At 48.3% G+C, this 17,887-nt stretch carries 17 protein-coding genes; 11 read left to right on the plus strand and 6 right to left on the minus strand.

The window, feature by feature from the left end; translation table 11 throughout:
• Window positions 1-65 precede the first annotated feature (65 nt).
• Window positions 66-1,076 carry an NAD-dependent epimerase gene (locus M975_RS06385; protein ID WP_064558007.1) on the plus strand — a complete coding sequence of 337 codons (1,011 nt, stop codon included), beginning with the start codon at window positions 66-68 and terminating at the stop codon, window positions 1,074-1,076.
• Window positions 1,077-1,213: 137 nt separating this feature from the next.
• Here M975_RS06385 and hns read toward each other — a convergent pair whose 3' ends face one another.
• Complete coding sequence (hns, locus tag M975_RS06390; protein WP_064558008.1) at window positions 1,214-1,624, minus strand: histone-like nucleoid-structuring protein H-NS; 411 nt, start codon at window positions 1,622-1,624, stop codon at window positions 1,214-1,216.
• A gap of 554 nt (window positions 1,625-2,178) precedes the next feature.
• Here hns and tdk point away from each other — a divergent pair.
• Window positions 2,179-2,784: a thymidine kinase gene (gene tdk / locus M975_RS06395; protein WP_064558009.1), complete on the plus strand. Its 606-nt coding sequence runs from the start codon at window positions 2,179-2,181 to the stop codon at window positions 2,782-2,784.
• Window positions 2,785-2,907: 123 nt separating this feature from the next.
• On the opposite strand, the gene adhE is transcribed toward tdk, so the two are convergent.
• Entirely contained in the window at window positions 2,908-5,595 is a 2,688-nt protein-coding gene (gene adhE / locus M975_RS06400; RefSeq protein ID WP_064558010.1) for a bifunctional acetaldehyde-CoA/alcohol dehydrogenase, read from the minus strand.
• Between the two features lie 478 nt (window positions 5,596-6,073).
• Between adhE and M975_RS06405 the strand changes: the two genes are divergently transcribed.
• The 7 genes from M975_RS06405 to M975_RS06435 all read left to right on the plus strand — a co-directional run bounded on the left by M975_RS06405 (window position 6,074) and on the right by M975_RS06435 (window position 14,034).
• Window positions 6,074-6,721, plus strand: a complete 648-nt coding sequence (locus M975_RS06405; protein ID WP_064558011.1) for a YchE family NAAT transporter — start codon at window positions 6,074-6,076, stop codon at window positions 6,719-6,721.
• Window positions 6,722-7,481: 760 nt separating this feature from the next.
• Complete coding sequence (gene oppA / locus M975_RS06410) at window positions 7,482-9,116, plus strand: oligopeptide ABC transporter substrate-binding protein OppA (RefSeq protein WP_064558012.1); 1,635 nt, start codon at window positions 7,482-7,484, stop codon at window positions 9,114-9,116.
• Between the two features lie 148 nt (window positions 9,117-9,264).
• On the plus strand, window positions 9,265-10,185 hold the full coding sequence (oppB, locus tag M975_RS06415) for an oligopeptide ABC transporter permease OppB (RefSeq protein WP_064558013.1): 921 nt from the start codon (window positions 9,265-9,267) through the stop codon (window positions 10,183-10,185).
• 14 nt (window positions 10,186-10,199) lie between these two features.
• Window positions 10,200-11,108, plus strand: a complete 909-nt coding sequence (oppC, locus tag M975_RS06420; RefSeq protein ID WP_064558014.1) for an oligopeptide ABC transporter permease OppC — start codon at window positions 10,200-10,202, stop codon at window positions 11,106-11,108.
• Window positions 11,109-11,119: 11 nt separating this feature from the next.
• A complete protein-coding gene (gene oppD / locus M975_RS06425; RefSeq protein ID WP_064558015.1) occupies window positions 11,120-12,133 on the plus strand; it encodes an ABC transporter ATP-binding protein in 1,014 nt (337 codons plus the stop codon).
• Complete coding sequence (gene oppF / locus M975_RS06430) at window positions 12,130-13,134, plus strand: murein tripeptide/oligopeptide ABC transporter ATP binding protein OppF (RefSeq protein ID WP_064558016.1); 1,005 nt, start codon at window positions 12,130-12,132, stop codon at window positions 13,132-13,134. Before oppD ends, oppF begins: the two co-directional genes overlap by 4 nt.
• 48 nt (window positions 13,135-13,182) lie before the next feature.
• Window positions 13,183-14,034, plus strand: coding sequence for an ion transporter (locus M975_RS06435; RefSeq protein ID WP_064558017.1), 852 nt, complete (start codon window positions 13,183-13,185; stop codon window positions 14,032-14,034).
• Window positions 14,035-14,064: 30 nt separating this feature from the next.
• Here M975_RS06435 and M975_RS06440 read toward each other — a convergent pair whose 3' ends face one another.
• Together M975_RS06440 and cls are read right to left on the minus strand one after the other, a co-directional pair.
• Window positions 14,065-14,394: an HI1450 family dsDNA-mimic protein gene (locus tag M975_RS06440; protein ID WP_034494996.1), complete on the minus strand. Its 330-nt coding sequence runs from the start codon at window positions 14,392-14,394 to the stop codon at window positions 14,065-14,067.
• Between the two features lie 37 nt (window positions 14,395-14,431).
• Window positions 14,432-15,892 (minus strand): cardiolipin synthase, encoded by a 1,461-nt coding sequence (gene cls, locus M975_RS06445; protein WP_064558018.1) that lies wholly within the window; start codon window positions 15,890-15,892, stop codon window positions 14,432-14,434.
• 250 nt (window positions 15,893-16,142) lie between these two features.
• On the opposite strand from cls, the gene M975_RS22240 reads away from it, so the two are divergent.
• Window positions 16,143-16,325, plus strand: a complete 183-nt coding sequence (locus tag M975_RS22240) for a YciY family protein (protein ID WP_072009405.1) — start codon at window positions 16,143-16,145, stop codon at window positions 16,323-16,325.
• A gap of 48 nt (window positions 16,326-16,373) precedes the next feature.
• On the opposite strand, the gene M975_RS22880 is transcribed toward M975_RS22240, so the two are convergent.
• Both M975_RS22880 and M975_RS06450 read right to left on the minus strand, forming a co-directional pair.
• Window positions 16,374-16,529 carry a hypothetical protein gene (locus M975_RS22880; RefSeq protein ID WP_154150139.1) on the minus strand — a complete coding sequence of 52 codons (156 nt, stop codon included), beginning with the start codon at window positions 16,527-16,529 and terminating at the stop codon, window positions 16,374-16,376.
• Window positions 16,530-16,571: 42 nt separating this feature from the next.
• A complete protein-coding gene (locus M975_RS06450; protein ID WP_064558019.1) occupies window positions 16,572-16,868 on the minus strand; it encodes a YciI family protein in 297 nt (98 codons plus the stop codon).
• 216 nt (window positions 16,869-17,084) lie between these two features.
• On the opposite strand from M975_RS06450, the gene M975_RS06455 reads away from it, so the two are divergent.
• On the plus strand, window positions 17,085-17,816 hold the full coding sequence (locus tag M975_RS06455) for an energy transducer TonB (RefSeq protein ID WP_209438122.1): 732 nt from the start codon (window positions 17,085-17,087) through the stop codon (window positions 17,814-17,816).
• The last annotated feature ends 71 nt before the right edge of the window (window positions 17,817-17,887 follow it).

The following is a 17,887-nucleotide window of genomic DNA, read 5'->3' on the forward strand; positions in this document are numbered from 1 at the left end:
TTTAGGTAAGTTCACACAGCCAAAACGATGCAGTTTTGAGTATCACGGGTATAAATGAGGGTTATATGAAATATTTGGTTACCGGCGGTGCAGGTTTTATTGGATTTCATGTCAGCGAACGTCTGTTGGCGGCCGGTCACCAGGTTATCGGTATCGATAATCTGAACGACTATTATGATGTCAATCTCAAGCAAGCTCGCCTTGATCTTCTCGCGCCTCATTCTTCATTCCGTTTCGACAAAATTGACCTCGCCGATCGTAATGCCATGGCAGAATTATTTGCCACAGAGAAATTTGATCGTGTGATTCATCTTGCAGCACAGGCTGGTGTACGTTATTCAATCGATAATCCACATGCTTATGCGGACTCAAACCTGGTTGGGCATTTAAATGTTCTTGAAGGTTGCCGTCATAATAAGGTGGGGCATCTGTTATATGCGTCATCCAGCTCAGTATATGGTCTTAACCGCAAACTCCCATTTTCTACGGATGATAGCGTCGACCACCCGATTTCTTTATATGCGGCAACCAAAAAAGCTAACGAGTTGATGTCACATACATACTCGCACTTATATGGCTTACCGACGACGGGTCTGCGCTTTTTCACCGTTTATGGTCCTTGGGGCCGCCCGGATATGGCGCTATTTAAATTTACGCGTGCAATTGTTGAAGGGAAGAGCATTGATGTTTACAACCACGGACAAATGCGCCGTGATTTTACTTATATCGATGATATTGCCGAAGCCATTGTCCGCTTACAGGATGTCATTCCACAGGCCGATTCCGAGTGGACAGTAGAACAAGGTTCACCTGCGACAAGTTCTGCGCCATATCGAGTTTATAACATTGGCAATAGTAACCCTGTAACGCTGATGGATTATATTACTGCGTTGGAAAGCTCTTTGGGTAAAGTCGCTCAGAAGAATATGCTACCTATGCAGCCAGGCGATGTTCTGGAGACCAGTGCGGATACTGAAGCGTTATTTGATGTGATAGGCTTCAGACCACAGACTACGGTACAGGATGGCGTACAGCGCTTTGTAGACTGGTATAAGGCATTTTATAAAGTTAGCTGATATTAAAAATAGCGGGCAGTAAAATGAAAAAAAGGAAGCTATGCTTCCTTTTTTTGTGGCTATAAAACGGCAAGCGCGGCACACAGAACAAAAATCCCGCCGAAGCGGGATTTAATAAGCAGCACTAAAAGCGACAATTAGGCAATCAGGAAGTCTTCCAGTTTTTTGCCTTGCTCTTCCATTGCTTTTTTGATTACTGCTGGAGTACGGCCCTGGCCAGTCCAGGTTTTGCTTTCGCCGTTTTCGTCGATGTACTGATATTTAGCTGGACGTGCAGCGCGTTTTGCTTTGCCTGCAGTTTTAACAGCAGCCATGCTATTCAGTAATTCGTTAGGATCAATACCATCAGCAATCAGCATTTCACGGTATTGTTGCAATTTACGAGTGCGTTCTTCAATTTCTGCAGCTTGTGCATTATCTTCTTCGCGACGTTCGTTAACAACAACTTCTAATTTTTCCAGCATTTCTTCCAGCGTTTCCAGGGTGCATTCTCTGGCTTGTGCACGAAGAGTACGGATGTTGTTCAAAATTTTAAGTGCTTCGCTCATTTTAGTAATCTCAATCTTATATTGATGGTTGGCTTGTTGGGCTAATAATAGAGCCTTAAATTAAGTTCTGCAATAGGGGGTAATGTAAGGAATTCAAAATTCCATAATATTTTGTCGATTTATTAAAGCGCATTAACTTAAATTTAGCCTTGCGCATGGGCTAAACAAAACGGAGTAACTCACTTTTTCTACAACAACCCTGTGAGTATCAGGGACTGTTGCAGTTGTAAATTGAGACATAAGAGCATTAATGGTGAAATATCAACCTTTGGTATTATTGCCTGTCACAGTGAATATTCTTAATAGATAGTTATTATTAGTGATTCAATAACTTCCACTGAATTTCATTGAATGCACTGAAAAATCTGCAAGTTAAGCGCGACCCAGTAAGCCGCAAACAACGGCCGTCACTGCTCGTTTTGCTGTAAGATTTATATATCATTCGTCCGATACAAGAATTTTGCTTACCAGCATCAGGTAGCGGCAACTCACTAACGGCTTATGATATAATCCGTGTTAATAATATTTACATTTTAACTCAGGCTAGCTGACCAATGGCACAACTCTACTTTTACTATTCCGCAATGAACGCGGGTAAATCTACGGCATTACTGCAATCATCATACAACTATCAAGAGCGCGGAATGCGTACGTTGGTGTATACCGCAGAAATTGACAATCGGTTTGGTTCGGGAAAGGTGAGTTCGCGTATTGGGTTATCATCGCCGGCAAAACTCTACAATGACTCAACCCAATTATTCAATGAAATACGCGACGAGCATCAACGTGATGCCGTGCATTGTGTTCTGGTTGATGAATGCCAGTTTCTGACGCGTGACCAGGTGCTGGCGTTATCAGACGTCGTAGATGAATTAGATATTCCAGTATTATGTTATGGCTTACGCACTGATTTTCAGGGTGAGTTATTTGGTGGAAGCCAATATTTATTGGCGTGGTCAGACAAACTCGTGGAATTAAAAACCATCTGTTTTTGCGGACGTAAAGCCAGCATGGTTCTGCGCCTTGACCAGGAAGGGCGCCCGTATAACCAGGGAGAGCAGGTCGTGATTGGCGGCAATGAGCGCTATGTGTCGGTTTGCCGTAAACATTACAAAGAAGCGCTTCAGACAGGCTCTCTGCAAGGCATTCAGAGCGAATAAAAATCATCAGGAGGGGAAAGGTGTGCCTTTCCCTCTCGTCGTCGTGAGAGGCTTTGTGCGGCGATTTTCAGAAAACAGAAATAAAAAAACCCGCCGAAGCGGGTTTTTTATTAGCGATGACAATTAAGCGGTTTTCTTCGCTTTCTTATCAGCTTTAGCGGCTGGCGCTGGAGCAGCTTTAGCAGATGCTGCTTCGTTGCCTTCTTCGGAGAATTCACGACCGTAGAAGGTATCCATCAGAATTTGTTTCAATTCAGAGATCAGTGGGTAACGTGGGTTAGCACCGGTACACTGGTCATCGAACGCATCTTCAGACAGTTTATCAACGTGAGCCAGGAAGTCAGCTTCCTGAACACCAGCTTCGCGGATGGACTTAGGAATACCCAGTTCAGCCTTGATGCTGTCAAGCCATGCCAGCAGTTTCTCAATCTTAGCAGCAGTACGGTCGCCCGGTGCGCTCAGACCCAGATGGTCTGCGATTTCAGCATAACGACGACGCGCTTGTGGGCGGTCATACTGACTGAATGCAGTCTGCTTAGTTGGGTTGTCGTTCGCGTTATAACGGATAACGTTAGAGATCAACAGGGCGTTCGCCAGACCGTGAGGAATGTGGAACTGAGAACCCAGTTTGTGTGCCATTGAGTGACACACACCCAGGAAGGCGTTCGCAAACGCGATACCCGCGATGGTCGCAGCGTTGTGTACACGCTCACGAGCAACAGGGTTTTTAGAGCCTTCATTGTAAGATGCTGGCAGGTTTTCTTTCAGCAGTTTCAGCGCTTGCAGAGCCTGACCGTCAGAGAACTCGCTCGCCAGTACAGACACATAAGCTTCCAGTGCGTGAGTTACGGCATCAAGACCACCGAATGCACACAGGGACTTAGGCATGTCCATGACCAGGTTGGCATCAACAATCGCCATGTCTGGAGTCAGAGCGTAGTCAGCCAGTGGGTATTTCTGGCCAGTTGCATCATCAGTTACAACTGCAAACGGAGTCACTTCTGAACCGGTACCGGAAGTGGTGGTAACCGCGATCATTTTCGCTTTTACGCCCATTTTCGGGAACTTGTAGATACGCTTACGGATGTCCATGAAGCGCAGTGCCAGTTCTTCGAAGTGAGTTTCTGGGTGCTCGTACATAACCCACATAATTTTCGCAGCATCCATCGGTGAACCACCACCCAGCGCGATGATCACGTCTGGTTTGAAGGAGTTCGCCAGTTCTGCACCTTTACGTACTACGGACAGAGTTGGATCAGCTTCTACTTCGAAGAATACTTCAGTTTCAACACCAGCTGCTTTCAGAACAGAAGTGATCTGGTCTGCATAGCCGTTGTTGAACAGGAAACGGTCGGTAACGATCATCGCACGTTTGTGACCATCAGTAATCACTTCGTCCAGCGCGATTGGCAGAGAGCCACGGCGGAAGTAGATAGATTTCGGAAGTTTATGCCACAACATGTTCTCAGCTCGCTTAGCAACGGTTTTCTTGTTGATCAGGTGCTTAGGACCCACGTTCTCAGAGATGGAGTTACCACCCCATGAACCACAACCCAGAGTCAGGGAAGGCGCGAGTTTAAAGTTGTACAGGTCACCGATACCACCCTGAGAAGCAGGGGTGTTGATCAGGATACGTGCAGTTTTCATTTTGTCGCCGAAGTGCTTAACGCGCTCTGGCTGGTTGTCTTGGTCGGTGTACAGGCAAGAGGTATGACCGATACCGCCCATCTCAACCAGTTTCTCAGCTTTAACGACTGCATCTTCGAAGCTCTTAGCACGGTACATAGCCAGAGTTGGAGACAGTTTTTCGTGAGCGAATGGCTCAGATTCGTCAACAACACTTACTTCACCAATCAGGATCTTGGTGTCAGCGGGTACTGTGAAGCCTGCCAGTTCAGCAATTTTAGTTGCTGGCTGACCAACGATAGCTGCGTTCAGTGCGCCGTTTTTCAGGATGATATCCTGAACAGCTTTCAGCTCTTTACCCTGCAGCATGTAGCCGCCGTGGGATGCAAAACGTTCGCGCACTGCGTTGTAAGCAGAGTCAACAACGATTACTGATTGCTCGGAAGCACAGATTACGCCGTTATCGAAGGTTTTGGACATCAGGATAGAAGCAACAACACGTTTGATGTCGGCAGTTTCGTCAACAACAACAGGGGTGTTACCTGCGCCTACGCCGATTGCTGGTTTACCGGAGCTATAAGCTGCTTTAACCATGCCTGGGCCACCTGTTGCCAGAATCATGTTGATATCTGGGTGGTGCATCAGAGCGTTAGACAGTTCGACAGATGGCTGGTCAATCCAACCGATCAGATCTTTAGGTGCACCGGCAGCGATTGCAGCTTGCAGAACGATGTCTGCTGCTTTATTCGTCGCGTCTTTAGCACGTGGGTGTGGAGAGAAGATGATCGCGTTACGCGTCTTCAGGCTGATCAGAGACTTAAAGATAGCCGTTGAAGTCGGGTTAGTCGTTGGCACGATACCGCAAATGATACCGATCGGCTCAGCGATAGTGATAGTACCGAAGGTCTGGTCTTCACTCAGAACACCACAGGTCTTTTCATCTTTATAGGCGTTGTAGATATACTCTGAAGCAAAGTGGTTTTTGATCACTTTATCTTCAACGATACCCATGCCAGATTCGGCAACAGCCAGTTTCGCGAGAGGGATTCGAGCATCTGCGGCAGCCAGAGCGGCGGCGCGGAAGATTTTATCAACTTGCTCTTGAGTAAAGTTGGCATATTCACGCTGGGCTTTCTTGACGCGCTCTACAAGTGCGTTAAGTTCAGCGACATTAGTTACAGCCATAATGCTCTCCTGATAATGTTTAAACTCTTTTAGTAAATGAGCTGCTCGAGACGAAAGTATAGTCAGCGGGCAACAGCTTGCGTAAAAGACGAGCCACGACTATCCAAAAACTTCCCAAAACATCTTGCTGACTTACTAAAAGAGCCTACCTAAAAAACCTATTCATCGTCTGAATCATTCGCTCTTCAGATGCATCCAGAGTACTCACTTCTGAGTAGGTTTTTTGTGATGTAAATCACAATATTTTAAGGCTGACTCCATTCAGCAGGCAGGATTCAGGTAACTGATAAGTCTTTAAAATTTTAGTCACAGCAAAGATAAAACAAATTACCATATTTTCAACATGTGAGTAACAATATCGTTTAATATCGCATTTGCTTATAAAAGTAGTTATCTATGCTACGAAAGGACGTAGCGCCAACACCTGTTTTCCATTACATTACGCCGGCCTTTGCTAAGTTCATTCGCGGAGTTTTGAGTGGCTCAATCCTTGTTCGATTTGCCTACCTATTTTAAGTTCTTTATTGGCTTGTTCGCGCTGGTAAACCCAGTGGGGATCATTCCTGTCTTTATCAGTATGACCAGCTACCAAACGGCGTTGGCCCGAAATAAAACAAACCTTACCGCGAATTTATCGGTAGCGATTATTTTATGGACCTCATTGTTCCTTGGTGACGGCATTCTGCAATTATTTGGTATATCAATAGATTCTTTCCGTATCGCTGGCGGTATTCTGGTGGTCACCATTGCGATGTCGATGATCAGCGGTAAGCTCGGGGAAGATAAACAGAACAAACAAGAAAAATCAGAAAGCGCTATCCGTGAAAGTGTGGGTGTTGTGCCATTGGCATTGCCTTTAATGGCAGGCCCAGGTGCAATCAGTTCGACCATCGTATGGGGCACGCGTTACCATAGCTGGAATTATCTGGTCGGTTTTACAATCGCTATTGCACTCTTTGCATTTTGTTGTTGGTTGGTGTTCCGCCTTGCGCCATGGCTTGTGCGCCTGCTGGGTCAAACTGGCATCAACGTCATCACCCGTATCATGGGTCTGTTGCTGATGGCTCTGGGTATAGAGTTTATTGTGACTGGCCTGAAAACAATCTTCCCGGGACTTTTAAGTTAGTTCTGCTGAAAGGTTCATATGAAAAAGCAGAATAACCATTCTGCTTTTTTTTGTTAATTCCACACCAATACCAATAAAGCATAAGCATTTTTTTAGTATTCATAAGAAAATCATTCATAAGAAAATGCTTTGGAAACCGTCTATTAGCTCCCTTCACTTTTCCCCGCTGTACATAAAACTGACAATCGCTTCGTTATTTAACTCACACTACACAATGATGCTTGCTGCGGCTTTATTGAGATGATATTAGTTAATCAAGCTGTCTTGCAGATGAATGTGCTAAAAAATAACCAATTGTTAATTTTTCGTGAATAACGGTTGTGAGCCGTAAGCCTGCAACCAAACCTCCCTCGTGGACACTGACATTTCTTTTGTTTTTAGAGAGTTAATTAGGCGATTTGCACGAGTTGCATACCTCTTTAAACCTGACTCTGAATAGATAAAAGAGAAATGGTTAACAAATTTGCAAAATGTATTGGCGAGCAACAGAGGCTTTTGATACTTTCCGGGCAACACAATTATCTGAAAAATGTTTCATTTACAGATGACTCATCAAAATCAACCTCAGTACAGGGTAGGTTGATTAAGAATCGACGGAGCAGGGTGCCATTAAGAGCGTCCCCCAAATAAAGTCGGTGATAGCAAGTAAGACAAGAAGTTAATCCGGGCAGTCGCATAACGCTCTTGCGCTGTTAAGGAACCCTAAGGGGAAGAGGCTGGCTTTCGGGTCGGTAATTATAATGAGTGGAGTATCAACACAATGTCCATCATCACAAAAAAAAGTCTGGTAGCAGCAAGCATTTTAACCGCGCTAATCGTAGGCAATGTGGCCATGGCGGCCGAAGTTCCTGCAGGTGTTCAACTGTCAGAAAAGCAAACGTTGATTCGAAATAACGGTGCTGAACCACAGTCTCTGGACCCAAATAAAATTGAAGGTGTTCCTGAGTCAAACGTGAGCCGTGACCTGTTTGAAGGCTTACTGATTACTTCTCCAAAAGACGGTCACCCAATTCCGGGCGTAGCAGAGTCCTGGGATAATAAAGATTTTAAAGTCTGGACCTTCCATCTGCGTAAAGATGCGAAATGGTCTAACGGCGAACCTGTTACTGCGCAAGATTTCGTTTATAGCTGGCAGCGTCTGGTTGATCCAAATACTGCTTCCCCATACGCAAGCTACCCGCAATACGGCCATATCGTAAACGTTGATGCCATCATCGACGGCAAAATGAAACCAAGTGAACTGGGCGTTAAAGCGATTGATGACCACACGCTGGAAGTCACTCTGAGCGAGCCTGTTCCTTACTTCTACAAACTTCTGGTTAACCCGGCGATGTCCCCGGTGAATAAAACCGCCATTGAGAAGTTTGGTGAGAAGTGGACCCAACCAGCAAACATCGTGAGCAACGGTGCTTATAAACTGAAAGATTGGGTTGTTAACGAACGCATCGTCATGGAGCGTAATACCAATTATTGGGATAATGCGAAAACCGTTATTTCACAAATTACTTATCTGCCAATCTCTTCCGAAGTGACGGATGTAAACCGCTACCGCAGCGGCGAGATTGACATGACGTATAACAACCTGCCAATCGAGCTGTTCCAGAAGCTGAAAAAAGAAATTCCTACTGAAGTACATGTTGATCCATACCTGTGTACTTACTACTACGAAATCAACAACCAGAAAGCTCCGTTTGACGATGTGCGTGTTCGTACCGCTCTGAAACTGGGCCTGGATCGTGACATTATCGTTAATAAAGTGAAGGCGCAGGGCGATCTGCCTGCTTATGGTTACACGCCTCCTTATGCTGATGGCGCAAAACTGACTAAGCCTGAGTGGTTCTCCTGGACTCAGGAAAAACGTAACGAAGAAGCTAAGAAATTGCTGGCTGAAGCGGGCTACACCAAAGATAAACCGCTGACCTTCGACCTGCTGTACAACACTTCAGATCTGCACAAGAAACTGGCTATCGCTGCCGCTTCTATCTGGCAGAAAAACCTGGGTGTGAACGTGAAGCTGGTTAACCAGGAGTGGAAAACCTTCCTTGATACTCGTCACCAGGGTAACTACAACGTTGCACGTGCTGGCTGGTGTGCGGATTATAACGAACCGACTTCATTCCTGAACACAATGCTGTCTTCAAGCTCAATGAACACCGCGCATTATAAGAGCCCAGCCTTTGACGCCATCATGGCCGAATCGCTGAAAGCGACTGATGATGCACAGCGTGCTGCTGCCTACGATAAAGCGGAACAGCAATTGGGCAAAGATTCTGCAATCGTTCCGGTTTATTACTACGTGAATGCCCGTCTGGTGAAACCATGGGTTGGCGGTTATACCGGTAAAGACCCGATGGATAATATCTACACCAAAGATATGTATATCATCAAACATTAATGGCAATTCGTGGGGCAAGTCTTACTCGTCATCCTTAACGCCGCAGTTAACGCATCTGCAACGTGAATGATTTCGGGTAGAAAAACAGACTTGCCCCATCGTGTCTTATTTTATCGCACTCTAAAGGCACAGCCAGAAGGTACGGGCAATGTTGAAATTTATTCTACGTCGTTGTCTGGAAGCAATTCCGACACTCTTTATTCTTATAACAATATCATTCTTCATGATGCGCCTTGCGCCAGGTAGCCCATTCACCAGCGAACGCGCCCTTCCGCCGGAAGTTATGGCGAACATTGAAGCCAAATATCATTTAAACGATCCGATCTCGACTCAGTATTTCAGCTATCTGAAACAACTGGCACACGGTGATTTTGGCCCGTCATTTAAATACAAAGATTATTCAGTGAACGACCTGGTCGCCTCAAGCTTCCCTGTCTCGGCAAAATTAGGTGCTGCTGCATTTATTTTTGCACTGGTTTTAGGTGTTTTAGCGGGGGTCATCGCCGCACTGAATCAAAATACCAAATGGGATTACGCCGTAATGGGGGTTGCCATGACGGGGGTTGTTATCCCGAGCTTCGTGGTTGCGCCATTACTGGTTCTGATATTTGCGATAACACTTAAGTGGCTGCCCGGTGGCGGCTGGAACGGAGGTGCCATTCAATACATGATCCTGCCGATGGTCGCGTTGTCTTTGGCTTATATTGCCAGTATCGCGCGTATCACTCGTGGTTCCATGATTGAAGTCCTGCACTCCAACTTTATCCGTACCGCACGTGCTAAAGGGTTGCCGATGCGCCGCATTATTTTGCGCCACGCTTTGAAACCTGCACTGCTACCCGTTCTGTCATATTTGGGCCCGGCATTTGTCGGTATCATCACAGGCTCAATGGTTATTGAAACTATTTACGGGTTACCGGGTATTGGCCAGTTGTTCGTAAACGGAGCGTTGAACCGCGACTATTCATTGGTTCTGAGTCTGACGATTCTGGTCGGCGCGCTGACTATTCTCTTTAACGCGATTGTTGATGTGCTATATGCCGTTATCGATCCGAAAATCCGTTACTGACACTGGAGTACGCCATGATGTTGAGTAAGAAAAACAGCGAGGCGCTGGAAAACTTCAGTGAAAAACTAGAAGTAGAAGGCCGTAGTCTTTGGCAAGATGCCCGTCGCCGTTTTATGCATAACCGTGCTGCGGTTGCGAGTCTGATTGTGCTGGCACTTATCGCATTGTTTGTGACCTTCGCGCCGATGCTGTCGCAGTTTAGTTATTTCGATACCGACTGGGGAATGATGTCGGCTGCACCAGATATGACATCCGGTCACTACTTCGGGACAGACTCATCGGGTCGTGACTTGTTAGTTCGTGTGGCAATTGGTGGCCGTATCTCGTTGATGGTGGGCGTTGCCGCAGCACTGGTCGCGGTAGTGGTGGGTACCTTGTATGGTTCGCTTGCGGGCTATCTGGGTGGCAAAACTGACTCCGTGATGATGCGTCTGCTGGAGATCCTCAACTCCTTCCCATTCATGTTCTTTGTGATTTTGCTGGTGACATTCTTTGGGCAAAACATCCTGCTGATTTTTGTCGCGATCGGGATGGTTTCCTGGCTGGATATGGCGCGTATCGTGCGTGGCCAAACATTGAGCCTGAAGCGCAAAGAGTTTATCGAAGCAGCCCAGGTCGGCGGTGTTTCTACCGTTAACATCGTCGTTCGTCACATTGTGCCAAACGTACTCGGTGTGGTGGTGGTGTACGCCTCGTTGCTGGTGCCAAGCATGATTCTGTTCGAATCTTTCCTGAGTTTCCTGGGGCTGGGTACGCAAGAGCCACTAAGTAGCTGGGGTGCATTGCTGAGCGACGGTGCCAACTCCATGGAAGTTTCCCCATGGTTGCTGATGTTCCCGGCAGGTTTCCTGGTTATCACTCTGTTCTGTTTCAACTTTATCGGCGATGGCCTGCGTGATGCCCTCGACCCGAAAGATCGTTAAGGAGTGCCGCGATGAGCACAATTGAAAATCCTGCGGTGGTTACTCCACTGAGCCAGACTTCTACGTTGTTAGACGTGAAAGATCTGCGCGTCACCTTCGGTACGCCAGACGGTGATGTTACTGCGGTAAACGATCTGAATTTCAGCCTGCGTGCCGGTGAAACACTGGGTATCGTCGGTGAGTCCGGTTCCGGTAAATCGCAAACGGCATTTGCTTTGATGGGCCTGCTTGCGGCAAATGGTCGTATTGGTGGGTCAGCTAAATTCAATGGCAAAGAGATCCTGAACCTGCCAGAAAACCAGCTTAACCGCCTGCGTGCGGAACAGATTTCGATGATCTTCCAGGACCCAATGACTTCACTGAATCCTTACATGCGTGTAGGTGAGCAGTTGATGGAAGTGCTGATGTTGCACAAAAAATTGGGCAAAGCGGAAGCGTTTGAAGAATCTGTTCGTATGCTCGATGCAGTTAAAATGCCTGAAGCGCGTAAGCGCATGCGCATGTTCCCGCATGAGTTTTCCGGCGGTATGCGCCAGCGCGTGATGATTGCGATGGCGCTGCTGTGCCGTCCAAAACTGCTGATTGCCGATGAACCAACAACCGCACTGGACGTTACTGTTCAGGCGCAAATCATGACGCTGCTCAACGATCTTAAGCGTGAGTTCAATACCGCGATTATCATGATCACCCACGATCTGGGTGTTGTGGCGGGGATCTGCGACAAAGTGCTGGTGATGTATGCCGGGCGTACGATGGAATATGGTCAGGCGCGGGATGTGTTTTACAACCCGGTTCACCCGTATTCTATAGGCCTGCTCAACGCCGTTCCGCGTCTGGATGCCGAAGGTGAATCCTTGCTGACCATTCCTGGCAACCCGCCAAACCTGCTGCGTTTGCCGAAGGGTTGTCCGTTCCAGCCGCGTTGCCCGCATGCGATGGAAATCTGCAACACGGCACCGCCACTGGAACGATTTGGTGAAGGCCGCTTACGCGCCTGCTTTAAGCCAGTGGAGGAGTTGGTATGAACGCTGTGACCCAGGAGAAAAAAGTCCTCTTAGAAATCGCTGACCTCAAAGTTCACTTTGATATCAAAGATGGCAAGCAGTGGTTCTGGCAACCGTCCAAAACCCTGAAAGCGGTTGATGGCGTGACCTTGCGTTTATATGAAGGCGAAACGTTGGGCGTGGTAGGGGAATCTGGCTGCGGAAAATCGACGTTTGCCCGTGCGATTATCGGTCTGGTAAAAGCCACCGAAGGCCGTGTGGCATGGTTGGGTAAAGATTTGCTGGGTATGAATCAGGATGAGTGGCGCAATGTGCGCAGCGATATCCAGATGATTTTCCAGGACCCGCTCGCGTCGCTCAACCCGCGTATGAACATCGGCGATATTATCGCTGAGCCACTGCGCACTTATCACCCGAAAATGCCGCGTCAGGAAGTTCGTGACCGTGTAAAAGCGATGATGATGAAAGTGGGCTTGCTGCCAAACCTCATCAACCGTTACCCGCACGAATTTTCAGGTGGTCAGTGTCAGCGTATCGGGATTGCCCGTGCGCTTATCCTTGAGCCAAAACTGATTATCTGTGACGAACCGGTTTCGGCACTCGACGTGTCAATTCAGGCTCAGGTTGTGAACCTGCTGCAAAAACTGCAACGTGAAATGGGGCTTTCCCTTATCTTCATCGCGCACGATTTGGCGGTGGTAAAACACATCTCTGACCGTGTTCTGGTAATGTATCTGGGCCATGCTGTCGAGTTGGGCACCTATGATGAGGTGTATCACAACCCGTTGCACCCTTACACCAAAGCATTGATGTCTGCGGTGCCCATTCCTGACCCGGATCTGGAAAGAAATAAAACGATACAACTTCTTGAAGGGGAGTTGCCATCGCCAATCAACCCGCCGTCAGGCTGCGTGTTCCGTACTCGCTGCCCGATTGCAGGGCCAGAATGTGCGAAAACTCGCCCGGTTCTGGAGGGCAGTTTCAAGCATGCCGTTTCCTGTCTGAAGGTTGACCCGTTATAATCTCGCTGGGCTGGCATTACGCCAGCCCTTTTTACAGGCGAGGTTTTCGTGACAGGGAATAAGAGTTCTTTAAGACAACGTTGTTACCACGTTTTATTTGACCAACGAACCCGCTCAGGGCGCTGCTCCGAAGCACTATGGGGCTTGCTGGCGCTGCTCAGTGTCATCACTGTTTTTATTGAATCCAGTATCGGCAGCCAGGTCACTTTCACACCTGAACAGTGGCGATGGTTTATCGCCATCGAAATCGGTTTTACCCTCGTCTTTACCCTCGAATATGTTTTGCGCGTGCTCACCTGGCCCGATCCGGTGCGCTACGTGTTCAGTTTTTGGGGTTTTATCGATCTTGCGACAATCCTTCCGCTGTATGTTTTGTGGCTTTGGCCGGAACTGGCGATACATTACTTCTTTGCCTGGCGAGCCATGCGGGCAATACGCGTATTACGTATTCTGAAATTACTGCGCTTAATGCCTGCGCTAAATAGTTTATGGCGTGCAGTGGTCAATGCCCGGCATCAGCTGATTCTATTCTATTCATTTATTGCGATTGTATTAGTTACCGCTGGCGCGCTGATGTATGGCATTGAAGGGGCGGTCAACGGTTTCACAAGCCTGGGGATTTCGGTTTACTGGGCGGTTGTGACGGTGGCAACGGTGGGTTATGGCGATATTACGCCACATACTCCGCTGGGAAGGCTGGTGGCTTCGCTTCTGATTCTGATTGGTTACTCAGTCATTGCTATCCCAACCGGGATATTGACGGCGCAGATGACGGCAGAATTACAACGTAAGAGGCTTGCGCGAAAATGCCCGTTATGTCATCAGCAAGATCATGAGACCAACGCGCAATATTGCAAATCGTGTGGCGGGCGGTTGCCGCTTATTGGAAAAGAAGAGTAGCGCGGCAGCCAGTGCCGCGCCAAAAAAGCATCACTCGCGCCACAGAATATGGCAGAGCTTGTGGTCTTTTTCGCGGCACAGCAGAACGCGTGCAAAAATGTCGTTCAGTTCGCCACCATCGGTGTCAGCAAGGCCAATCACCACTTCGGCAAAGAAGTCCGGGTTCAGGTCGAAATCAACATGTTCCTGCCAGTCTTCAGCCGGGTCAAAAAGCTCGGCACCGCCACGCTCTTCAAATTGCAGGTTGAATAAAATGACATCTGCCGGGTCGAGGTTATCGACCGCCAGTTCGAGAAAAATATCGTAGGCCTGCTCGAGAGTTTCATCTTCTGTCAGGCGGTTGTTCAGATCCATTTCCATGTCTGGTTCCACTTATTAAGTACTGATGCGCCACGTTTTACAGCAACGGGCTAAAGAAGTAAAACAGTCGCTCGACCACGCGCTGCCACATAGGGCGTTTCACCCATAAACGCAGGTCAACCAGCCGTGAACGGGAGATGTAATCGTCCTGTACGGCGGCAAGGTCGCTGGCAAAACCGGAATCGTCGATAACCAGAGTTATCTCAAAATTGAGCCACAGGCTGCGCATATCGAGATTCACCGTGCCTACCAGGCTCAGTTGCCCATCGACCAACACGCTCTTGGTATGCAACAGGCCGCCTTCGAACTGGTAAATTTTCACGCCAGCTTCCAGCAATTCGGTAAAGAATGCCCGGCTTGCCCAACCCACCAGTAATGAGTCGTTCTTGCGTGGCACAATAATGCTGACGTCGACGCCACGTTGTGCCGCAGTACAAATCGCATGAAGCAAATCGTCACTCGGCACAAAATAAGGGGTCGTCATAATCAGGTATTCACGTGCCGCATAAACTGACGTCAGCAGTGCCTGATGAATCAAATCTTCCGGGAAGCCTGGGCCTGAAGCAATCGTGTGAATAGTATGCCCGGTCGCTTCTTCAAACGGCATGATATTGGCGTCTGGCGCGGGAGGTAAAATGCGCTTACCGGTTTCGATTTCCCAGTCACAGGAATAGACAATACCCATTGCTGTGGCAACCGGGCCTTCCATACGCGCCATTAAATCGACCCATTGCCCAACCCCTGCATCCTGTTTAAAGAAACGCGGGTCGACGAGATTCATACTGCCGGTATAAGCGATGTAATTATCGATCATCACCATTTTGCGGTGCTGGCGTAAATCCATGCGGCGCAAGAACACACGCATCAGATTAACTTTGAGTGCTTCAACCACTTCAACGCCCGCGTTACGCATCATGTTGGCCCACGGGCTACGGAAGAAGGCAACGCTGCCCGCTGAGTCGAGCATTAAGCGGCAGTGAATACCACGGCGAGCCGCGGCCATCAGCGATTCCGCCACCTGGTCTGCTAACCCTCCTGGCTGCCAGATATAAAACACCATCTCGATGTTATGGCGAGCCAGCTGAATATCACGAATCAACGCATGCATTGTTTCATCAGAGGTGGTGAGCAGTTGTAGCTGGTTGCCTTTAACGCCACCAATCCCCTGGCGACGTTCGCATAACTGGAATAGCGAAGCCGCAACTTCGCTATTTTCTTCCGCGAAAATATGTTTACAGCTTTTAAGATCGTTGAGCCATTTTGCGGTCGAAGGCCACATGGCGCGCGCGCGTTCTGCCCGGCGTTTACCCAAGTGCAATTCACCAAACGACAGGTAGGCAATAATCCCGACCAGCGGAAGAATATAAATAATCAGTAGCCAAGCCATGGCCGAAGGAACTGCGCGACGTTTCATCAAAATTCGCAACGTCACGCCGGCTATTACCAGCCAGTAACCTAAAATTATCAGCCAACTAACGACTGTATAGAAGGTTGTCATAGTTCAAAAATCCTTTAGAAACCGTATGCTTTTGAGTTTACGCACAACAGTCATCGGTTGACACTAAAACTATACCCAAAAATTATCTGAGTGGCGGACTAAAACGCCGTGGGCATTTCAGAGCAGCGCTTGCGCAGGCCCGGTTAAACACCAACAACCTGAAGTATGACGGGTATAATCGTAAAACGACTGGTCTGGCGTGAAGAACGCTCTATAATGGCGCGTCTTAAATGCAACCCGAGTCGTAAAAATGAGGCGTAGTAGAACTGAGGTCGGACGGTGGCGGATGCTGCGTCAGACACAACGGCGCAGGTCGCGTTGGCTGGAAGGTCAGTCGCGCCGCAATATGCGCATTCACGCCATCAGAAAGTGCCAGACAAACCGCCAGCGTAATTCCTTGCTGTTTGCCATTCACGATCAATGGGCGTCGTAAAGAAAAGGGCACCGCTTGCGGTGCCCGGTATCTTCTTCAATCTCGGTCTTACGAGAAATGCATTGCCAATAAAATAATCAGTACAGTGACCGATGCTGCCGCGACAATCACCAACGGGTGTTTGGCGAGCCAGGCGTTCCAGCGTGCTTCCTGATTACCCACAGACTGCTTATGGCGCTCATAAGACTCATCAAACAAATCCATAAAAATTTCCTGATAAATTCATTCGCCGTACGAATAGTTTAATCAGAATACCTTCTTGAATGGCTTGATTGCTACCTGTTTGTACACACCCGCCGCGATATAAGGATCTGCTTCAGCCCAGGCTTGTGCATCCTCAAGCGTTGCAAACTCAGCAATGACCGTTGAACCGGTAAAACCCGCAGCACCTGGTTCGTTACTGTCGACGGCAGGCATTGGACCGGCGGTTAACAGACGGCCTTCATCACGTAAAAGTTGTAGTCGGGCCAGGTGGGCCGGGCGCACTGCCGTCCGCTTTTCGAGAGAGTCGGCATTATCTTCCGCATAAATGACATACAGCACGTGCAGCACTCCTTATTGATATGAGGTATGTAAAATACGGTAAGTGAATGGCGCTAAGACTGCAATTGAAAGATAAACAAGATGTTAAATCGGCGGGGTGAATGAGGGAAAATCCAGCGTCTGGCAGAAAAATGAGCGTGTTTAGTGGATGCGTTGTTGAATATGATTGCTATTTGCATTTAAAATTGACGCCTGTTCTAAGACACCTAAGCCATTATGACGTCAATGACCTTTGATTTACCTCGCCGCCGCCTTACGTGGCCGACTGCACTCTCAGTTTTAATTCATGGTGCTATCGTTGCAGCGGCTCTGTATGCCTCGGTACATCATCAGGTTATTGAGTTGCCAGCGCCTGCCCAGCCTATCAGCGTGACGATGGTGGCTCCGGCTGACCTGGAACCGCCACAACCTGAAGTTGTGCAACCGCCACCAGAGCCGGTTGCTGAACCTGAGCCTGAACCCATTCCCGAGCCGCCGAAAGAAGCGCCGGTGGTTATTCATAAGCCAGAGCCGAAACCGAAGCCAAAACCGAAGCCGGTGAAAAAAGTGGAGCAACCGAAGCGTGAAGTGAAACCGGTTGAACCACGCCCGACAGCCGCTCCGGTGACTAACACCGCGCCTGCTCGCCCGGCACCGGTGGCTAATACAGCGCCTGTTACTTCAACCGCACCTGTTGCCACCGGGCCGCGCGCGCTGAGCCGTAATTCGCCGCAGTATCCTGCCCGCGCACACGCTTTGCGCATTGAAGGTAAGGTGCGTGTGAAATTTGATGTTGCTGCAGACGGTAGCGTGAGCAATGTGACGATTCTTTCTGCCACGCCAGCCAACATGTTTGAGCGCGAAGTGAAAATGGCGATGAAAAAATGGCGTTATGAAAGCGGCAAGCCGGGGCAGGGTATGATTGTCAACGTGGTGTTTAAGCTTAACGGTGGAGCCACCATGGAGTAATCACACTTCTGGTCGTAATAAAAACAGACAGCAATAAAAACGGAACCCAAATCAGGTTCCGTTTTTTTATG

This window comes from Buttiauxella brennerae ATCC 51605 (assembly GCF_001654925.1).
GTDB lineage: Bacteria > Pseudomonadota > Gammaproteobacteria > Enterobacterales > Enterobacteriaceae > Buttiauxella > Buttiauxella brennerae.